The 15,972-nt window shown below is 53.0% G+C and carries 11 protein-coding genes; 8 read left to right on the plus strand and 3 right to left on the minus strand.

Going from position 1 to position 15,972, the window contains the following annotated elements:
* Positions 1–481: 481 nt before the first annotated feature.
* The gene (locus AC2FLJ_RS22300) at positions 482–2,230 is read left to right on the plus strand and encodes an adenylate/guanylate cyclase domain-containing protein (protein WP_496700042.1); all 1,749 of its coding nucleotides are present in this window, start codon (positions 482–484) and stop codon (positions 2,228–2,230) included.
* A 215-nt stretch (positions 2,231–2,445) separates the two neighbouring features.
* On the opposite strand, the gene AC2FLJ_RS22305 is transcribed toward AC2FLJ_RS22300, so the two are convergent.
* The gene (locus AC2FLJ_RS22305) at positions 2,446–4,980 is read right to left on the minus strand and encodes a cation:proton antiporter (protein WP_496707708.1); all 2,535 of its coding nucleotides are present in this window, start codon (positions 4,978–4,980) and stop codon (positions 2,446–2,448) included.
* A gap of 70 nt (positions 4,981–5,050) precedes the next feature.
* Here AC2FLJ_RS22305 and pyrE point away from each other — a divergent pair, with 70 nt between their 5' ends.
* From pyrE to AC2FLJ_RS22330, 5 genes are all read left to right on the plus strand, one after another.
* Positions 5,051–5,767: an orotate phosphoribosyltransferase gene (gene pyrE, locus AC2FLJ_RS22310; protein WP_496707710.1), complete on the plus strand. Its 717-nt coding sequence runs from the start codon at positions 5,051–5,053 to the stop codon at positions 5,765–5,767.
* A complete protein-coding gene (locus AC2FLJ_RS22315) occupies positions 5,748–5,882 on the plus strand; it encodes a hypothetical protein (RefSeq protein WP_496707712.1) in 135 nt (44 codons plus the stop codon). The genes pyrE and AC2FLJ_RS22315 overlap by 20 nt, the downstream gene beginning before the upstream one ends.
* 270 nt (positions 5,883–6,152) lie before the next feature.
* A complete protein-coding gene (locus AC2FLJ_RS22320; protein ID WP_496707714.1) occupies positions 6,153–9,752 on the plus strand; it encodes an adenylate/guanylate cyclase domain-containing protein in 3,600 nt (1,199 codons plus the stop codon).
* A 27-nt stretch (positions 9,753–9,779) separates the two neighbouring features.
* Positions 9,780–10,037, plus strand: coding sequence for a DUF4242 domain-containing protein (locus AC2FLJ_RS22325; protein WP_058274660.1), 258 nt, complete (start codon positions 9,780–9,782; stop codon positions 10,035–10,037).
* A 119-nt stretch (positions 10,038–10,156) separates the two neighbouring features.
* Positions 10,157–11,572, plus strand: a complete 1,416-nt coding sequence (locus AC2FLJ_RS22330; protein ID WP_496700052.1) for an FAD-binding oxidoreductase — start codon at positions 10,157–10,159, stop codon at positions 11,570–11,572.
* Positions 11,573–12,094: 522 nt separating this feature from the next.
* On the opposite strand, the gene sstT is transcribed toward AC2FLJ_RS22330, so the two are convergent.
* Positions 12,095–13,324, minus strand: coding sequence for a serine/threonine transporter SstT (sstT, locus tag AC2FLJ_RS22335; RefSeq protein WP_496707717.1), 1,230 nt, complete (start codon positions 13,322–13,324; stop codon positions 12,095–12,097).
* A gap of 233 nt (positions 13,325–13,557) precedes the next feature.
* Entirely contained in the window at positions 13,558–13,737 is a 180-nt protein-coding gene (locus AC2FLJ_RS22340) for a hypothetical protein (RefSeq protein ID WP_472722276.1), read from the minus strand.
* On the opposite strand from AC2FLJ_RS22340, the gene AC2FLJ_RS22345 reads away from it, so the two are divergent.
* Both AC2FLJ_RS22345 and aspT read left to right on the plus strand, forming a co-directional pair.
* Entirely contained in the window at positions 13,736–13,903 is a 168-nt protein-coding gene (locus AC2FLJ_RS22345) for a hypothetical protein (RefSeq protein ID WP_472722275.1), read from the plus strand. The two genes, AC2FLJ_RS22340 and AC2FLJ_RS22345, sit on opposite strands and share 2 nt — an antisense overlap.
* A gap of 328 nt (positions 13,904–14,231) precedes the next feature.
* Positions 14,232–15,932, plus strand: a complete 1,701-nt coding sequence (gene aspT / locus AC2FLJ_RS22350; protein WP_282121285.1) for an aspartate-alanine antiporter — start codon at positions 14,232–14,234, stop codon at positions 15,930–15,932.
* The last annotated feature ends 40 nt before the right edge of the window (positions 15,933–15,972 follow it).

A 15,972-nucleotide genomic window follows, 5' to 3' on the forward strand; every position in this document is an offset into this window, starting at 1 on the left:
CGTCGTTCTGGGGCGCCCCTAACGCCAGCAATCCCAACAGTTCCCCAACCAACTCAATCGCATACTTCCATTCTTCAGTGTGCCGTAATCAGCAGCGAGTATAATAGAAGTGCTCGATCACTCCTTGGCCACGTTTAATAAACGCTGCCTCCATCCAGCTTTCGACTACACTTGAGTAGCGCGTAAATGTCCGTATCCAGACACGGCTCAGAGTTTCTTCAATCACAGGTGCAGATAGGTCATCAGTTCGCTCAATTTCGTCAAGGGCAGCGATGTCAGTGAAGCGCAGATAGCGACCGTTGCAAACCAGGTTGCCTTCTGAGAAGCGGGCACTCTTTCTGAAACAACGAACTTCTGCCGTAATCCCGAAACGTTCGGAGGCAACGCCGGTAAAACCTTCGGCAATTTGTATTTGTGCGGTGTTCCCAGAAAGGTGTTGTGATGATCTTTCCCAAAGTTGAATATGACCTCCTAATCAGAGGTGTCATTTTTGGAACGCAAACTCGCCGCCATACTCGCCGCTGACGTTGTTGCATACTCTTCGATGATGATCGAAGACGAAGATGCCACTTTGATGCACCTCAAGACTCATCGCGAATGTGTTTTTGATCCCAAAGTCAGCCAATACAAAGGCCGGGTGATCAAGTTGATTGGGGATGGCACATTGGTTGAGTTTCCCTCTGTCGTGGATGCTGTTCGGTGTGCCATCGAGATCCAGAATGAACTGGCGGTTCAAAACTCAGCTATAAAACTGCGCATCGGAGTGCATCTGGGCGACGTGATTGTTGATGAGGGCGATGTCTACGGGCACGGTGTCAATCTGGCGTCGCGCCTGGAAGCCGCAGCAAAAGTGGGCGGGGTTTGCATCTCTTCCATAGTTTATGAAAGTCTGGGAAACCTGATTGAAGAAACCTTTGAAGATGGCGGTGCCCAGCACCTCAAAAACATAACAAAGCCCGTCAAAATATACCATTTGTCACATGAACGTTCTGAAAAATACGAGCCCAACCTAACCGGACGGGATAAGCCCTCAGTCGCGGTTTTGCCGTTTTCAAACGTAAGCGGCAATGCTGAGCAGCAGTTTTTCAGTGACGGTATTTCCGAAGACATCATTACCGGACTGTCCCGCTTTCGGACCTTGTTTGTGGTCGCGCGCAATTCGTCGTTTCGGTTCCGGGACTCAGATCTGGAGATTGGTGAAATCGCGGCAAAGTTGGGGGTACAATACCTTGTCGAAGGCAGTGTTCGAAAAGTCGGAAACAGAGTGCGCATTTCGGCTCAGCTGGTCGCGGCTGACTCTGGAAAACATATCTGGGCTGAGCGTTATGACCGCGAACTGGAAGACATCTTTGCGGTTCAGGATGAGGTGACCCAAAGCGTCGTCGCGGTTCTTCCAGGTCGGGTTCAAAGCGACGTGGCCAACAATGTCTTGAACAAGCCCACAGACAAGATGAAGGCATATGAACTCTTGCTGCGAGGGAAAGCACTCCGAGACGGGTTGAACGCCGCCGACAACGCCACAGCCAAGGGATATTTCGAAAAAGCGCTGGCCATCGATCCCAATTACGCGCGGATCTATATGTATCTGGCCGATACCTATGTCGTCGACCTTTGGCTCGGTCTTGCCGATGCCGATGCCGCCTCCCAGGCATTGGAAATCGCGCGTCAGGGCGCGGCTTTGGACAACAAGGACGTCTATATTCAGGACCAACTTGGATATGCGTACCTATGCGCGGGCCTCTGGGATCAGGCCGATACGCAGTTTCAAAAAACACTGTCATTGATTGAAAATGAAGCGGAATCCATGGCCTGGTGCGGATATGGGTTTCTGTTGTTGGGGCAGCATGAAAAGGCCCATGAAATAGTTGTCGAGGCCATGCGACTTGACCCCCTGCATCCGCCTTCTCTCGATTGGATTATCGGACAGGTATATTTCTTTTTGGGTCGATATGATGACGCTGTCAGCAAGCTGATTGGCGAAGCACGGCTGAACTCATTGGCCGCTGCGTTTCTAGTGGCAGCATATGCGCACTCGGGCCGACAAAAAGAGGCGGAGTCCTCGTTGCAAGCCTTTGTCCGCCACCGCCGTCAGGAGTTTTCAAGCCGCGGGATGGCAGTTCCGGAAAACACGTTGATTGCTCTGGCCGGTGGCTTTCAACCAATGTGGCGCAATTTGTCAGATTGGGAACACATTGCCTCTGGTCTGCGCCAAGCTGGATTGGCAGAGTAGGCGACGCCCATTTTCTATGTCTTCGGTGATTGGTCGTTGCCAACTTCCGCTCCGGGCTGCGAGCTGCCGTTGAATGTACGAATTGTCGAGGGTAGCGTCGGTTTTTTAAAGTGAACAAGTCTCTGACAAATGTAGTCACTCAACAAAACAGAACCCGATTGGTGTCCGTGAACCAGCACTTTTGATTTCGCGGCTCCCTTCCAATTGAGAGCCTCTCAAGATTTGGTCCCTTTTTCAGGGGATACCTCGGCCTCATCCAGATCCAACACCGCGGGGTCGATCATGCGCTTGTCAGCGCTCATCTTGACGGAGTTTCGCATGGCCTTGCTTCGCCGCAGCAAGCGCCGGAAACTTGCCTCGTCGAGCATAAGCAGCGTCGACGGTGCCAATGCCCGTACGTTTACGCGACGGGGCCGTTTCAATAACATGGCCAATTGCCCGAACATTTCACCACGACCGAGCCGCGAGGTGTGCCGGCCGAGTTCCACTTCAACAGCTCCGGAAGCAATGAAGAATACACTCTGGGCGAATTCGTCTTTGGAAATGATGGTATCACCCGCGTTGGCATATCGGGTACGCAGCGCCCGGCTGAGTTTCCTAAGCGAAGACTTGTCGAGATCGGAAAACAGTGGGAACTGCCGGACCAGATCCCGTCCTTTAAGAGTGATGTCCAACTTCGGACGTCCTTCAGATAACGTACGTCGCGTCGCCACTTCCTGCATCAACACAGAATAAAGCTCTTCGCCCACAAGGCCGTCTTCGCGCATGACCGCATATTCACGTTCTTCAAGGCGCAGCGCGGTTCGCTGGATGAATCGTCGCTCTAACTTTTCGGCGTAACCGGGAAATTGCAGCCGCAGACCGTCCAGCGCCGTCTCAACCGCCTCGGATCGACGCGCCAACACTTCATCCAGCAATTCGGCAACCCGGCGGCCATGGATCCGGCGGATGCGGCCGCGGACGAATCCATCGAGGTCCTGTAGGATCAGACGTTGCATGAGCAATCTTTCGAACCTATCCGTTGTGATACGCGTGAGCGGGAACGAAATTCGAAGCCGGTTGTGCAGAAACACGGCGATCCGAAAAGATCTGCCGTAAACGACCGACCGATTTGATGCGCGCTGATAGCCGATCCGCCCGCCAATCCGTGCGCCTTCAATGAGCCGATCCGCATCGGACAGAATCTTCTCACTCAGAACCGATGACATGGTGCGTTCCCGCATCCGAGCCAAGACGGAATCCCGCTCTGCACCGGCCAGTGCAATAAGGCCAAGAGTGACCCGGTCACGATCCAGGATCTGCGCACTGTCTTCGGCGGCCTTTACGGCCTCGTCCAGGCGTTCACTAAACTGTTTGGCTTCGTTTCTGACGATATCGTGCGTCAGGTTATAGTTTTCTGCGGTGCGGGACACGTCCTCGCGAACCGATTGCAAAGCGACAGCGACCACTTGTCGTGAAAGTGCCGTATCAAGCGGAGAAAGCTTGTCGAGCCCCAGTTTTGTGATCACCGTGCGCAAGGTTGTACCCTGAACAATCAGTGTAAACAGCGTAAAGCCAGTAGCCAGAATGCCGACCAGGCGCTTGGTCTCAAGCGGGATATGCGTGCTTTCGGTGACTGCCAGAGCCAGCGCCAGCGTCACGGCACCACGCAGCCCACCCCACAGTATTGCGGTGCGATAGGGACGTTCAACAGCTGGCGACAGACCGATTGCCGTAAGCAATGGCAGCAACCCGAACAGAATTGCCGCTCTCGCGAACATGGCAGCCAGAACCACCACAACCAGCAGGCCGAAGTCAGACGGCCGCACCTCTTCCAGCAATCGCGGTATCAGTAATGCTGCCAGAATAAAGATCAGCGCGCCTGCCCAATGTGCCAGTAGGTCCCAAACTTCTTGCAGATTTGTCCAGGTGGCCGGTGACAGACGACCGGGGCCTGTGAGGTTGAGCGTAAGACCTGCAGCCACCACCGCGATGACACCCGAAGCTCCGACGCTTTGTTCTGCAACGATATAGGCGAGATACGGCAAAGACACGGATATTGAAATCTGCGCCATTTCCCAGCGGCCTACGAAAGCCATCAGCCAAACCGCCATGCGCGCCATGAGCCAACCGGTGAGAACTCCACCTGCGATCAACAGCGGAAATTGCCCCACGGCTTCACTTAGCAGTGGATTGGGTCTCCCGAGCATAACAAAGCTCATGAATAGCCCGAAAAGAGCAATCGCAGCAGCATCGTTAAGCAGGCTTTCGCCCTCGATTATTCGCGACAGCCTGCGCGGTGCCGAAATCGACCGGAAAATGCTGACAACCGCTGAGGGATCCGTTGTCGATACAATAGCACCGATCAACAGACAGGCGGCCAGCGGCAGCGTACTTGCCCAACTGAGCGCATAGCCAATGGAAAGTGTCGCAACAATTACTGCCACAACGGCCATCATCAGGATGGGCATCCAGTCATCCAGCATCCTGCGCAGGTTCATGCCGAGTGTCGCCTGAAAGAGCAGCGTGGGCAGGAAAACATAGAGGAAGACGTCTGACCGGATCGGTAGATCGATAATTGCCTGTGCCCCCGGATTCAATGCATCCGTCAGGTCTGTGTCGAGAAAGAACGTCGCGCCAAGCCCGATCACTATCCCTAGGACGGCGAGGATAACGCTGTAAGGCAGGCGCATTCGCGCGGCCAGCGGTTCCGCCACGCCGATTACAACAAAAAGAGAAGTGATGATGGTCGTAATGACGACGATATCCATAGTTACGTATTACCTGAGAACTCGAGTAAGTGGAATCCACTCTTAAAGCCGGATCGACCACGTGGAATCAATGAGTGAGCTTTCAAATGCCCGGTTAGAGCCCTATCCGGCCGTTTACCACCATTTAGGACGATTAAAACTAGGTGATAATTGGCAGTTGAGCGGGACATTACAGTCAATCCGACAACTAAGGGCTGACAGTGTTTTGCCGTTCTTCTACTTCTGGGGCGTTTTCAAGCTGGAGGATGCGATGATTAGTCTAAAGACATTTTCAAAATCTGAACTCGCCCGTCGTGTGGCCGACATTGCTATGCTTGAGGGCGAATTTTTGCTGCGCTCTGGGAAGATCTCGCACCGCTATTTCGATAAGTATCGGTTTGAAGGTGATCCGCTTTTGCTGAAGCCACTGGCGCAGGCGATGAGCTCCCTTTTGCCCTCGGATACGGAAATTATTGCGGGGCTTGAGCTGGGAGGTATCCCCTTGGTCACGGCGATTTCCCTTGAAACCGGGTTGCCAGCAGCATTCGTTCGAAAGGCGGCAAAGACCTACGGAACGTGTCGCGCAATAGAGGGCCAGGACATCGCTGGGAAAAAGGTAACGTTCATCGAGGATGTCATTTCCACGGGTGGTGCAGTTACTGAAGCTTATCAGCTTGCGGTGCAGGAAGGCGCTGACGTTCTCGCGGTCGTCTGCGCTATCTGGCGCGGAGAAAGGGAACTGACAATTCAGGGCGTTCCTACCCTTCCTGTTCATCCAGTATTTTTGCATGCTGAATTGGAGCGCTGAAGAACTGCTGGACCTAAAGATCTACTGGAACAAGGGGCTCAATGCAGCCATTCTCTGGGCCGGCATAGACGGGCAGGATGAGCCTTTAGCGGTCATTGCTCAGTGGCTGGCCTGACGCGTTCGCTTTGGTCCGCTTCCGGCCCATACCGGACATTGGAAATACCTATGACTTAAGGCAGCTGAGCGGACAAAGTTGCCTTTCGCGGCAGCGCAGCAAATGCACGCTAAGGGAGATCTACCTGCAATAAACCACTGCATTCTGAAAAGAGTTGGATCAGCAGGTGTCATTTCTGTCAAAGGCAATACAGACGTTTGGCAGCCAAAAAACAGCCCGTGTTTACAGCGTTTTCTTGATTAGCGCCTCGTATCTCAGCATGATCCCGTTATGGCGATTGAAATCGACAAATGGCTGGACGATCTCGAACTGGGACAATACTCAGACGCTTTTGCACGGCATGATATCGACGCGCGTGTACTACCATTACTGTCAAACGACGACCTTAAAGAGCTTGGGGTTAGTCTGGGCCACCGAAAAATCATCCTGGCAGCGGTTCAGGAATTGACGGGCCAAAAGCACTGGTCTCAACCGTCACAAGCCGTAGACGCGGATGCAGGCGAAGTCGGCCGGGTCCCCATTTCGGATGAATCGCAAGGCGTGACCTTATCCGCAAGGAAGCCTGCTTCATTAGCGCTCGCAGAGAGGCGGCACTTAACAGTTTTGTTTGCTGATCTCGTCGCCTCGACTGAGTTGACTAACCGGTTTGATCCCGAAGACATGCGCGAACTGCTGCAGAGCTACCAGGATGCGGTTGCAGGGGCAGTTAGCAGGTATGGCGGCTACGTCTCGAAGTATTTGGGCGACGGTCTCCTGGTGTTTTTTGGCTGGCCGACAGCATATGAAGATCATGCAGTTCGGGCTGTAAAGGCTGGTCTTGAGGCCGTTCGGCGGGTCAGAGAGCTTAAAACACCTGACGGTGAGCGTTTGTCAGCCAGGTTAGGTATCGCGAGTGGCGACGTGGTAGTTGGCGATACGATCGGTGAAAACACCTACGAAGAAGGAGCCATGACGGGGCCAATTGTCAATCTGGCAGCGCGGCTTCAGGAACACGCAGAGCCGAACTCAGTTGTTTTATCTGCTGAGGAGACCGAAGAAGCTTTGCATCGGCTATTTGAGTTTACGTCTCTTGGACAAACCGAGCTGAAAGGTTTCAAAGAACCACGGACCCTTTTGACTGTCGTATCAGAACACAGCGCGGAAAGCCGGTTTCGAGCGTCTTATAGGGACGAAAGTGGCAGCGTCATGATTGGTCGCGACTACGAAAAAGGTATCCTTTTACAATCATGGCTGCGTGCGCAGAACAGTCAGGGAGAGGTTGTTCTGCTTGCCGGTGAAGCTGGAATCGGTAAATCGCGATTGGCGGAAGAGTTTCTCGCTAATGCCGTAGCGGCTAGCGAAGCTGATATTATCAGGCTGAACTGCTCTCCTTACCTTTCCAGTAGCCCGTTCCACCCCGTCGCCCAGAGGATTTCTCAGGATGCTGGTGTGGGGACAGATTTTGATGACGATCAAATTCTCGATCTTGTCAAAAAAATGTTGGAAAGCCGGGAGGGCTTGGAATGGGAAAAGGTTCTGCCCGTCTTTGCCGCGCTGGTTGCGCCTCACAGTGCTCTTGCCCGAAGCGTTCTCGATATGTCACCGCAGGAGCAACGTGACCTCACGATTCAGACGTTAATCCACACGGTTCAGGTACGCGCAAGCACGCGTCCTGTTATTCTTTGTGTTGAGGACGCGCATTGGATTGATCCTTCCACCCAAGCTCTTTTGGATCGCTTCAAAGCAATTTGCGCAGATCTGCCTTTGATGATTTTGATCACCCACAGGCCCGGCTGGGAACTTGCCCATGATGACGGCGAAGCGCACGTACATACGCTCCAGCTGCGTCGGTTTGATACGACCCATGTCTCGAACCTAGTTCTCAATGTTACCGGAAAAGCACCGGACGATGCGCTAATCGCCACAATCATTGAAAAGACGGACGGCGTGCCATTGTTCGTCGAGGAGTTGGCCCGGGCGATTGTTGAGGCGGGTGAGCACGGGCAGGTCCACATACCTTCGTCTTTGAAAGGCACGCTGATGGCACGTCTTGACGCAGTCTCACCAGAGGCCAAACAAGTAGCGTTAACAGGAGCCGTCATTGGACGGGAGTTCGAGCCTAGCTTGCTGGCTTCCGCAATAGGTCTTGCCAGTGCGGAAATTCAATCTCGTATAGAAGAGCTGTCTCGAACGGGTTTGATCTTTGAAAGCGGGTACAATCGAGGGTATTTCGTTTTCCGTCATGCCCTTATTCGGGATACCGCCTATCAATCCATGTTGGGCTCAACCCGCAGGCAACAACACGCAAACGTGGCCCGTGCTTTGATGCAGTTGCGGTCAGCAGAGATTGAACGCCGGCCCGAGTTGGTTGCCCGCCATCTTTCAGAGGCCGAAGAATGGCGTGCTGCGTTCGACAAATGGCAGACGGCAACCGAAATGGCATTGGCGCGATCCGCCAGCCAAGAGGCGATGGTCAACGCTAGGGAAACACTCAAAGCGGCTGAAAATCTTGGATCTGACAACGGCGTCGAAACGATCAAAGCCAAAATCCTGATTGGTCGCAGCCATGACAGCCTGGGTCAGTTGCCAGAGGGGATAGCGGCTTTGAAAGAGGCCTCGGACGCCGCCCGTGGAATAAACGATGTGGCGCTCGCCGCTGATGCTGCGAACCATTTTGCGGACTCGTGTATGATGTCGAGTAAGAGACACGGCGAGGCCATTGAGCTTTGTGTTAGAGCTCTGAACGACCTTCCCGACGATGACGAAGTTCGGCAGTGCAGATTGATGAGCCAACTTGCACGGGCACATATGTTTGTCGGCCAGTTTTCTGAAGGCGCACGCTTTGGTCAGCAATCAATGGAACTGGCCGCGAAACTGGGGGACTATAAATCCCAATTCTCAGTGATGATGATGCATTTTGGGGCACCATTCGTCGCACGCAAAGGAAGAGAGGTACGTCATTGGCGTGAAAATCTTGATGCGATGCATCGAGCGGCCGAAAACCTGGGGAGTATTGATCAGGGCCGGGACCGAACACTTAGTCTTTTTGTCGGGGCCGAAATGGCCGACCGCGACTTGATGGATCATTCACTCGAATTGCTGACGGAGATTTCGGAAAAGGACAACCATCTGCAACTCTACTGGGTACAGAAACACGCACGCGCCATGGTTGCAATTATGGATGGCAATTTTGAGCAGGCGGAGATGCATGCCAACGAAGCGGTGAAAATCGGTCGACAGACACATGGAGAACATGTTGAGGGCGTCTTCGGTGTTCAGATGTTTACCATCCGCCGCGAACAAAACCGGTTGCACGAAGTTGCACCGGTGATCAAGAAGCTGATGACGGATAGCCCGGAAGACATTTCCTGGAAACCAGGATTTGGCCTTATTGCCGCCGAGTTGGGATACAAGGAACCAGCTGAACGCATACTGAATGAAATGTCAGAGAATGGCTTCGATCTTCCCCTTGATGCTATGTTTTCAACTACTTTGTCTTATCTCGCTGACATTTGTGTCGCAGTCGAGCATCTGGGACATGCTGAGACCCTCTATGAAATGCTGACCCCATACGAAGAGCTAACGATCACCGCTGGGGCCACAACAGTTTGCGCCGGGGCGGCTGCAAGACGTCTGGGCAATCTGGCAGCGGTGCTGAAAAACTGGGACGCCGCTGAGAGGATGTTCCATAAGGCCATCGAAATAGACACGCGCATGAAGTGCCCACCGTGGATTGCGCACAGCAAGGCCGCGTATGCATCCGCGCTAAGGCAACGGGGTCGCACGAATGATTTGGAACTAGCGTTTCAACTAGAAGGGGAAGCGTTGGCAATTTCACAGCAATTGAGTATGGTTTTCCTTAGGTCAAAGCTCGAGGGAGTAGCTGTTTAAAGTCATTTAGATGCTTGGGGGAGCATTATGCCAAGGTACATAATTGAGAGAAATTTTGCCGAGCAGCTGAACGTCAGCGACGACGACAAAATTCACATCAAAGAGATCAATGACGAAGTCGGGGTCGAGTGGATTTTCTCGTTCCTCAGCGCAGACAAGCGCAAAACATACTGCCTGTATGAGGCCCCCGACGAGGAAAGTCTTAGAAAGGCGGCCGAGCGCCTTAACATCCCAGCCGATGTCATTACACCCGTGGATCAGATAGATCCCGGAATTTTCGCCTGAATATTCGCAGTTCAAAAACCTAATCCGAGGCGATTTATCTGCGGGACAACGCATCGGAAGTCACAACTACATGAGGCAGCCGCGCAAGAAGCCTGACCTGAAAACAGGGAGGCCTATGCATGTACGACATAAAAACACTCGACGGAATCACGGCAACTGTGAGTCAAGACGCTTTGGATGCGCTTAATTCCTCGCTTCGCGGCGGCGTCTACTTACAGGGCACTCCGGAATATGAAGGCGCAAGAACAACATGGAACAGCATGTTCGAACGTCACCCTGGGTTCGTGATCCGCGCGATGGGGGCGAGCGACGTACAGAAAGCTGTAAACTTTGTTAGAGACGCCAGCCTCATAATGTCAATCCGATCAGGTGGGCATCAAATTGCAGGTCACGCTGTTGCAGACGAGACGGTATTACTCGATCTGTCCCAGATGCAATCGGTACACGTAGACCCTGTCAACAAGACTGCTAGGGTTGCACCGGGTGCATTGCTTGGCGATGTAGATCGCGAAACTCAGGCTCATGGGCTTGCTGTCCCTGTCGGCATCAATTCGACAACTGGAATCGCTGGCCTGACTCTTGGTGGCGGCTTTGGGTGGACGACGCGGAAATTCGGAATGACGATCGACAATCTTCTGTCGGCAGAAGTTGTGACGGCAGATGGGACGATTGTCACCGCCTCGCCCACAAGCCATCCGGAGCTTTTCTGGGCCATCCGCGGTGGAGGCGGCAATTTCGGCGTCGTGACCTCATTCGAGTTCCAGTTGCATGATCTTGGGCCCGATGTTCTGTCCGGCCTGATCGTTCACCCGATCGAAAAGGCGCCAGAGCTGCTTGCAGAATTCGCAGCCATTGCAGATGATTCACCCGATGAGCTGACCGTCTGGAGCGTGATGCGAAAAGCTCCTCCTCTCCCGTTCCTACCAGAAGAGTGGCATGGTAGAGAGGTGCTAATCTTCGCGGCTTGCTACAGCGGCCCTATGAACGAGGGTGAAATAGCAATGTCGGCTTTGCGCGCGCTTGGAGAACCTATAGCCGACGTTATCTCACCTCACAAGTTTGTAGACTGGCAAGCAGCATTCGACCCTTTGCTTACACCGGGCGCTCGGAACTATTGGAAAAGCCATGATTTCGACGCGCTTTCCTCGGAAGCAATCACAGGACTTCTCGAGGCGGTTTCCAGCCTTCCCGACCCTGCTTGCGAAGTATTTATAGCGCATGTAGGTGGCGCAATGGCACGCATTGAACCAGACTCAACAGCTTATCCGCAACGATCAGCACACTTCATAATGAATGTTCACACACGATGGGAAGACCCAAACAAGGATGGTGAGTGTATTGCGTGGGCGCAAGGACTTTATGATCAGATGCGGCCTCATGCGACCGGTAGCGCGTATGTAAACTTTATGCCCGAAGACGAAGCGGAACATATGGCTGGTGCATACGGCCTAAACAGCGGGAAGCTTTCGAAAATAAAGGGCAACTATGATCCAAAAAATCTGTTCAGGATCAATCACAACATAGTGCCTGAGTAGGGCCATCCGATTTAGAAAGACTGATCTGTATGGACGCATAGAGTTTATGCTTGAAATTTGACAACAAATATTTGGTTGTGCATTCAGACCACCCGATATTTTTCATGTCAAAAATGCCGATACTGTCATTGCTACTGTCAGGCGAATGCCGTGTTCCGCTGCGGCGGCAAGGGCTTTGCTGAACATTTGACCGCTTTGGGCTCAATGCGGTCGTTTGCTAAATTTTCCCGAGAGACCGCATTGCGGACAAAGCCGCCGTTCGCCCCAGCTTGTGCCAAAGACCGCCATGCGGACAAAGCCGGCTGATGCTGGTGCGGCGAATTTTGCCTCCATGGACCGGCAAAGTGCCGGTTCCGTCGCCGCTGTGCAGCGTGATTTCCCGAAACCGGGCATTGAAATCCGTGAAATTGGCCCAAACCGGAACCGTTCGTTCACTGCAACGGTTTCGGAAGTCTTACATGCGGACCAATCTGTCCTTCAACCGGTGACCAGTGCCACCGGTTGAAGTGTTTTACGTAGTGGCTAAGCCGTGGGCTGTGCCGCAGGCAATTTACGTGGGTAAGGGTCGCCTTGTTGAAACGATCCCGCCGCAGTGAACAGAACGTCGGTCGACGAGTTCAAACCGGTTTCTGCAGAATCTTGCAGCACGCCGATTATGAAGCCGATGCTCACCACTTGCATAGCCGTTGCATTGTCGATGCCAAACAAGCTGGCGGCCATTGGGATCAGTAACAGTGATCCGCCTGCTACGCCCGAAGCCCCAGTGGCAGCGATCGAAGCAATGACGCTCAGGAAAACAGCCGAGACGAAATCAACCTGAATTCCCATCGTATGAACGGTTGCCAGCGTCATGATTGTGATGGTTATCGCAGCACCGGCCATGTTGATCGTAGCACCGATTGGGATAGTGACTGAGTACGTCTCTTCATCCAAATCCATGCGGCGGCAAAGTTCCATGTTTACCGGAATATTGGCGGCCGAGCTGCGCATGAAGAAAGCGGTAATCCCGGACTCTTTCAGGCATGTGAAAACCAGCGGATATGGGTTCTTGCGGATGCGCAGGAACACGATCAGCGGGTTCACAACCAGCGCCATGAAAATCATACAGCCAAGCAGTAACGCCAGAAGTTGGCCATAGCTTGCAAGTGTTTCAAAGCCGGTCTCAGCAATAGTCGAGGCCACGATGCCGAATATGCCGATTGGAGCCACCCGGATTATCGCTGCGACGATCTTGGTAATCGCGCCGTCCAGATCCGACATCAGGGTCTTGGTCGAGTCACTTGCGTGACGGAAAACAAGTCCCAGACCTACGGCCCAAGCTAGAATGCCGATGTAGTTGGCTGTTGCCAAAGCATTCACTGGATTATCCACGATTTTCAGCAGGATGTTTTTAACCACCTCAGCTAAACCGTCCGGAGCATCCAAAAGCTCGGGCGTACCTGTCAAATGCAGAGTAACCGGAAACATAAAGCTGGCTGCAACCGCAACCAGTGCAGCTGCGAAGGTTCCGACTATATACAAAAGCACCACGGGGCCCATACGCGCCTCGCTGCCTTTTTTGTGGTTTGTGATCGTAGCGCAAACCAGGATCAGCACCAGTACCGGTGCAACGGCTTTCAATGCGTCGACAAAGAAGTCGCCAAGCAGGCCGACCGCTGACCCGGCAGTAGGCCAAAGGGTGGCAAGCAGAACACCGGCGACAAGACCGATGGTGATTTGAGTAACCAGGCTACCACGCAGAAGAAAATTCATGGGGACCATCCTGTTTGAATAGGGACCTCACGGGCGAAACTCACGCCCGCGCAGGCACGGTTGAAGTTCAAGGGCTGGTGGCTATTTGGACGTCTTGGCGCGGAATTAAACTGCTCTAGTTGGCTTAGGCCTTGGTCGCTCGGTTTTGAAGTATTTGTTTTGAAACTAAAATTTCATGATTTGCTTAAGAATTACAAAGGTTTACCCTGCGTCAACTTACTTGCATGGTTCACTCAAGATAAATGATTTTTAATAAAGTTCCCTAAGTGGTTGTACTCTGAATCGACTCCTTTCTTACCCATGCGGTCCAGTGATGAACCAGAAGCTGCATTGGCAAGGATGGTGTGACAAAGTCCGGTTTCGAACAGCGCTAATCCATCGCTTTCAGAAACAGGTCTTAGCAAAGAAAGCATGCTGAAGACGCCCGCTTTGGGCCCCGAGCCGCCATTGCTTAGCCGTCTGGGTGCTGCGTGTACAGTTGACCGGTCGCAGCCCGAAGCGGACATTGGATTTGAGGCGCACTTGGCGGGTCAGCGGAAAAAGCTGCCAGCCTGGATGACCGTCTTTTCTCCAGCGTAAATTTGTTGGTTGTCTTCCAATAGACCCAAGAAAAGTTTCACGCCAACAACGCGGCCATACTCTCGGAACTGGAATTGTCTGAGAGCAGAGACTGAAGACTTAACTGCGTGTATGAAGACGGTGTCCTGTACACAGTCGCCCAAGGTTCAAACTTGCGGCTTCATTCCTGTAAACCGGGTCAGAAAACAATCTGCTCTTCAAAAAGTTTGTTCCAATTACTTTCGAAAAGCCCGCACGACGCCCATCGTCTAAATTTTTTGTTTTCAATACAGTAAGGCGCTGTATCTTGAACGGAAAGGACCACCGTTGGGACGCGGGAGATTTCACAATGGAATTGATTACAGAACAACTGCGCGCCTTCCCGATCATGGCACTGTTTCTTTGTCTGGGTCTGGGATACGGCGTAGGGAAGTTTCGGGTCGGCAAGTTCGAACTGGGGGGCATCGCTGGTACATTGTTGGTGGCGGTCTTCATTGGCCAGATCGGCGGTATCAACCTCAGTACCGATGTTCAGAATGTTTTCTTTTCCCTCTTCATATTTATGGTCGGCTACAATGGCGGGCCTCAATTTTTTGCGGCCTTGAACCGAACTGCCCTGACCAAATTACTGGCCGCGTTTATGATGACCCTCTGGGGGTTGTTTTTTGTTATTGTTGTTGCCCGGTTGGCCGGCTTGGATAAAGGGTTGGCGGCTGGATTGGCCGCTGGTGGTCTGACACAATCTGCAATCATCGGCACCGCTGGAAATGCCATCGATCTGCTTGGGCTGGCCGCAGACGAGGCGGAAAAGTTAAAAACCAACATCGCCGTAGGATACTCGGTTACTTATATCTTCGGTTCGATCGGCCCAATATTGGCAGTTAGTGTCATTCCAATCATTATGCGTGTCGACCTGCGACAAGAAGCGATTAAGCTGGCTCAGAAACTCAGCGGCGGCGGTCGCAAACTAGAGGAAGGTGAGTTCCTTCCTATGAACCGGTTTGACGCCCGAGCCTATCAGGTAAATGCCGATGCAACCATTGCCGGAAAACCCGTCAAAGACATCGAAAGCGGTTATGATGGTGATCTGATCGTCGAACGGTTACTCCACGATGGCGCTCCTGTGGATCCGAATCCTGAAACAATAGTCAATGCAGGAGACGTTGTGGTCGTCTCCGGCCTCGTAGCGACTTTGACCCAGTTCGAGGGTAGCGCCAGTGGTGAAATCGGAGAGTATCCTCCTGAACTGACGGTTGTAGAGGAACGTCGCAACGTAGTGGTCACCAACCGCAAACTGACCGGCAAAACGTTGGCAGAATTGAGCGAGGCTCTGACAGCGGATCAAAGGCGCGGCGTTCACATCTCAAAGATCACCCGCATGGGCCATGATGTCCCTGTCCTGCACAACACCGAGATACACGCAGGTGACGAGGTCAGTATTGTCGGTCACAAGGACGATCTGAATCGAGTTGCGAAAGTTGCGGGCTACGTTCCGCCTTCGGCCTCGGTAACCAATTTCATTGCATTGGGGATCGGCGTCGCCATCGGCTTTCTGATAGGAGAGATCAGTTTTGTCATCGCAGGAACCAAAGTGGCTTTGGGGTCCGGTCTCGGTTGCCTAGTTACAGGGTTGATCATCGGCTACATGCGCATCCGGCGACCCAAGATCGGCGGCATTAACCGAGGGGCCGCGAATTTCCTTCAGAGCTTTGGATTAGCTGTGTTTGTTGGTGTCGTTGGCCTCAATGCAGGCAAGCCCGCACTAGAAGCGATTCAGGAATATGGGATCACGCTGTTGCTGTTGGGTGTGGTGGTTACATTGATGCCCATGATCGTGCAGTTCCCAATCAACTATTTCGCCCTGCGTATTAAAAACCCGATTGAGGCCTGTGCGGTTGTGACCGGATCACGCTCGGGCAATCCCGGTTTTGCGACACTATTGGAAAAGGCCGGAAACTCGACTCCCACACCAGCCTTCACCATGACCTATGCCGTGGCTAACATCTTCCTAACGCTCTGGGGACCGTTGGTTGTGGCTTTTGTTCCGTGAGTCAAACCGGAAATGGGCGCGACAACCGGGGTCCTAACCT

Source organism: Ruegeria sp. CDSA034, assembly GCF_059612275.1.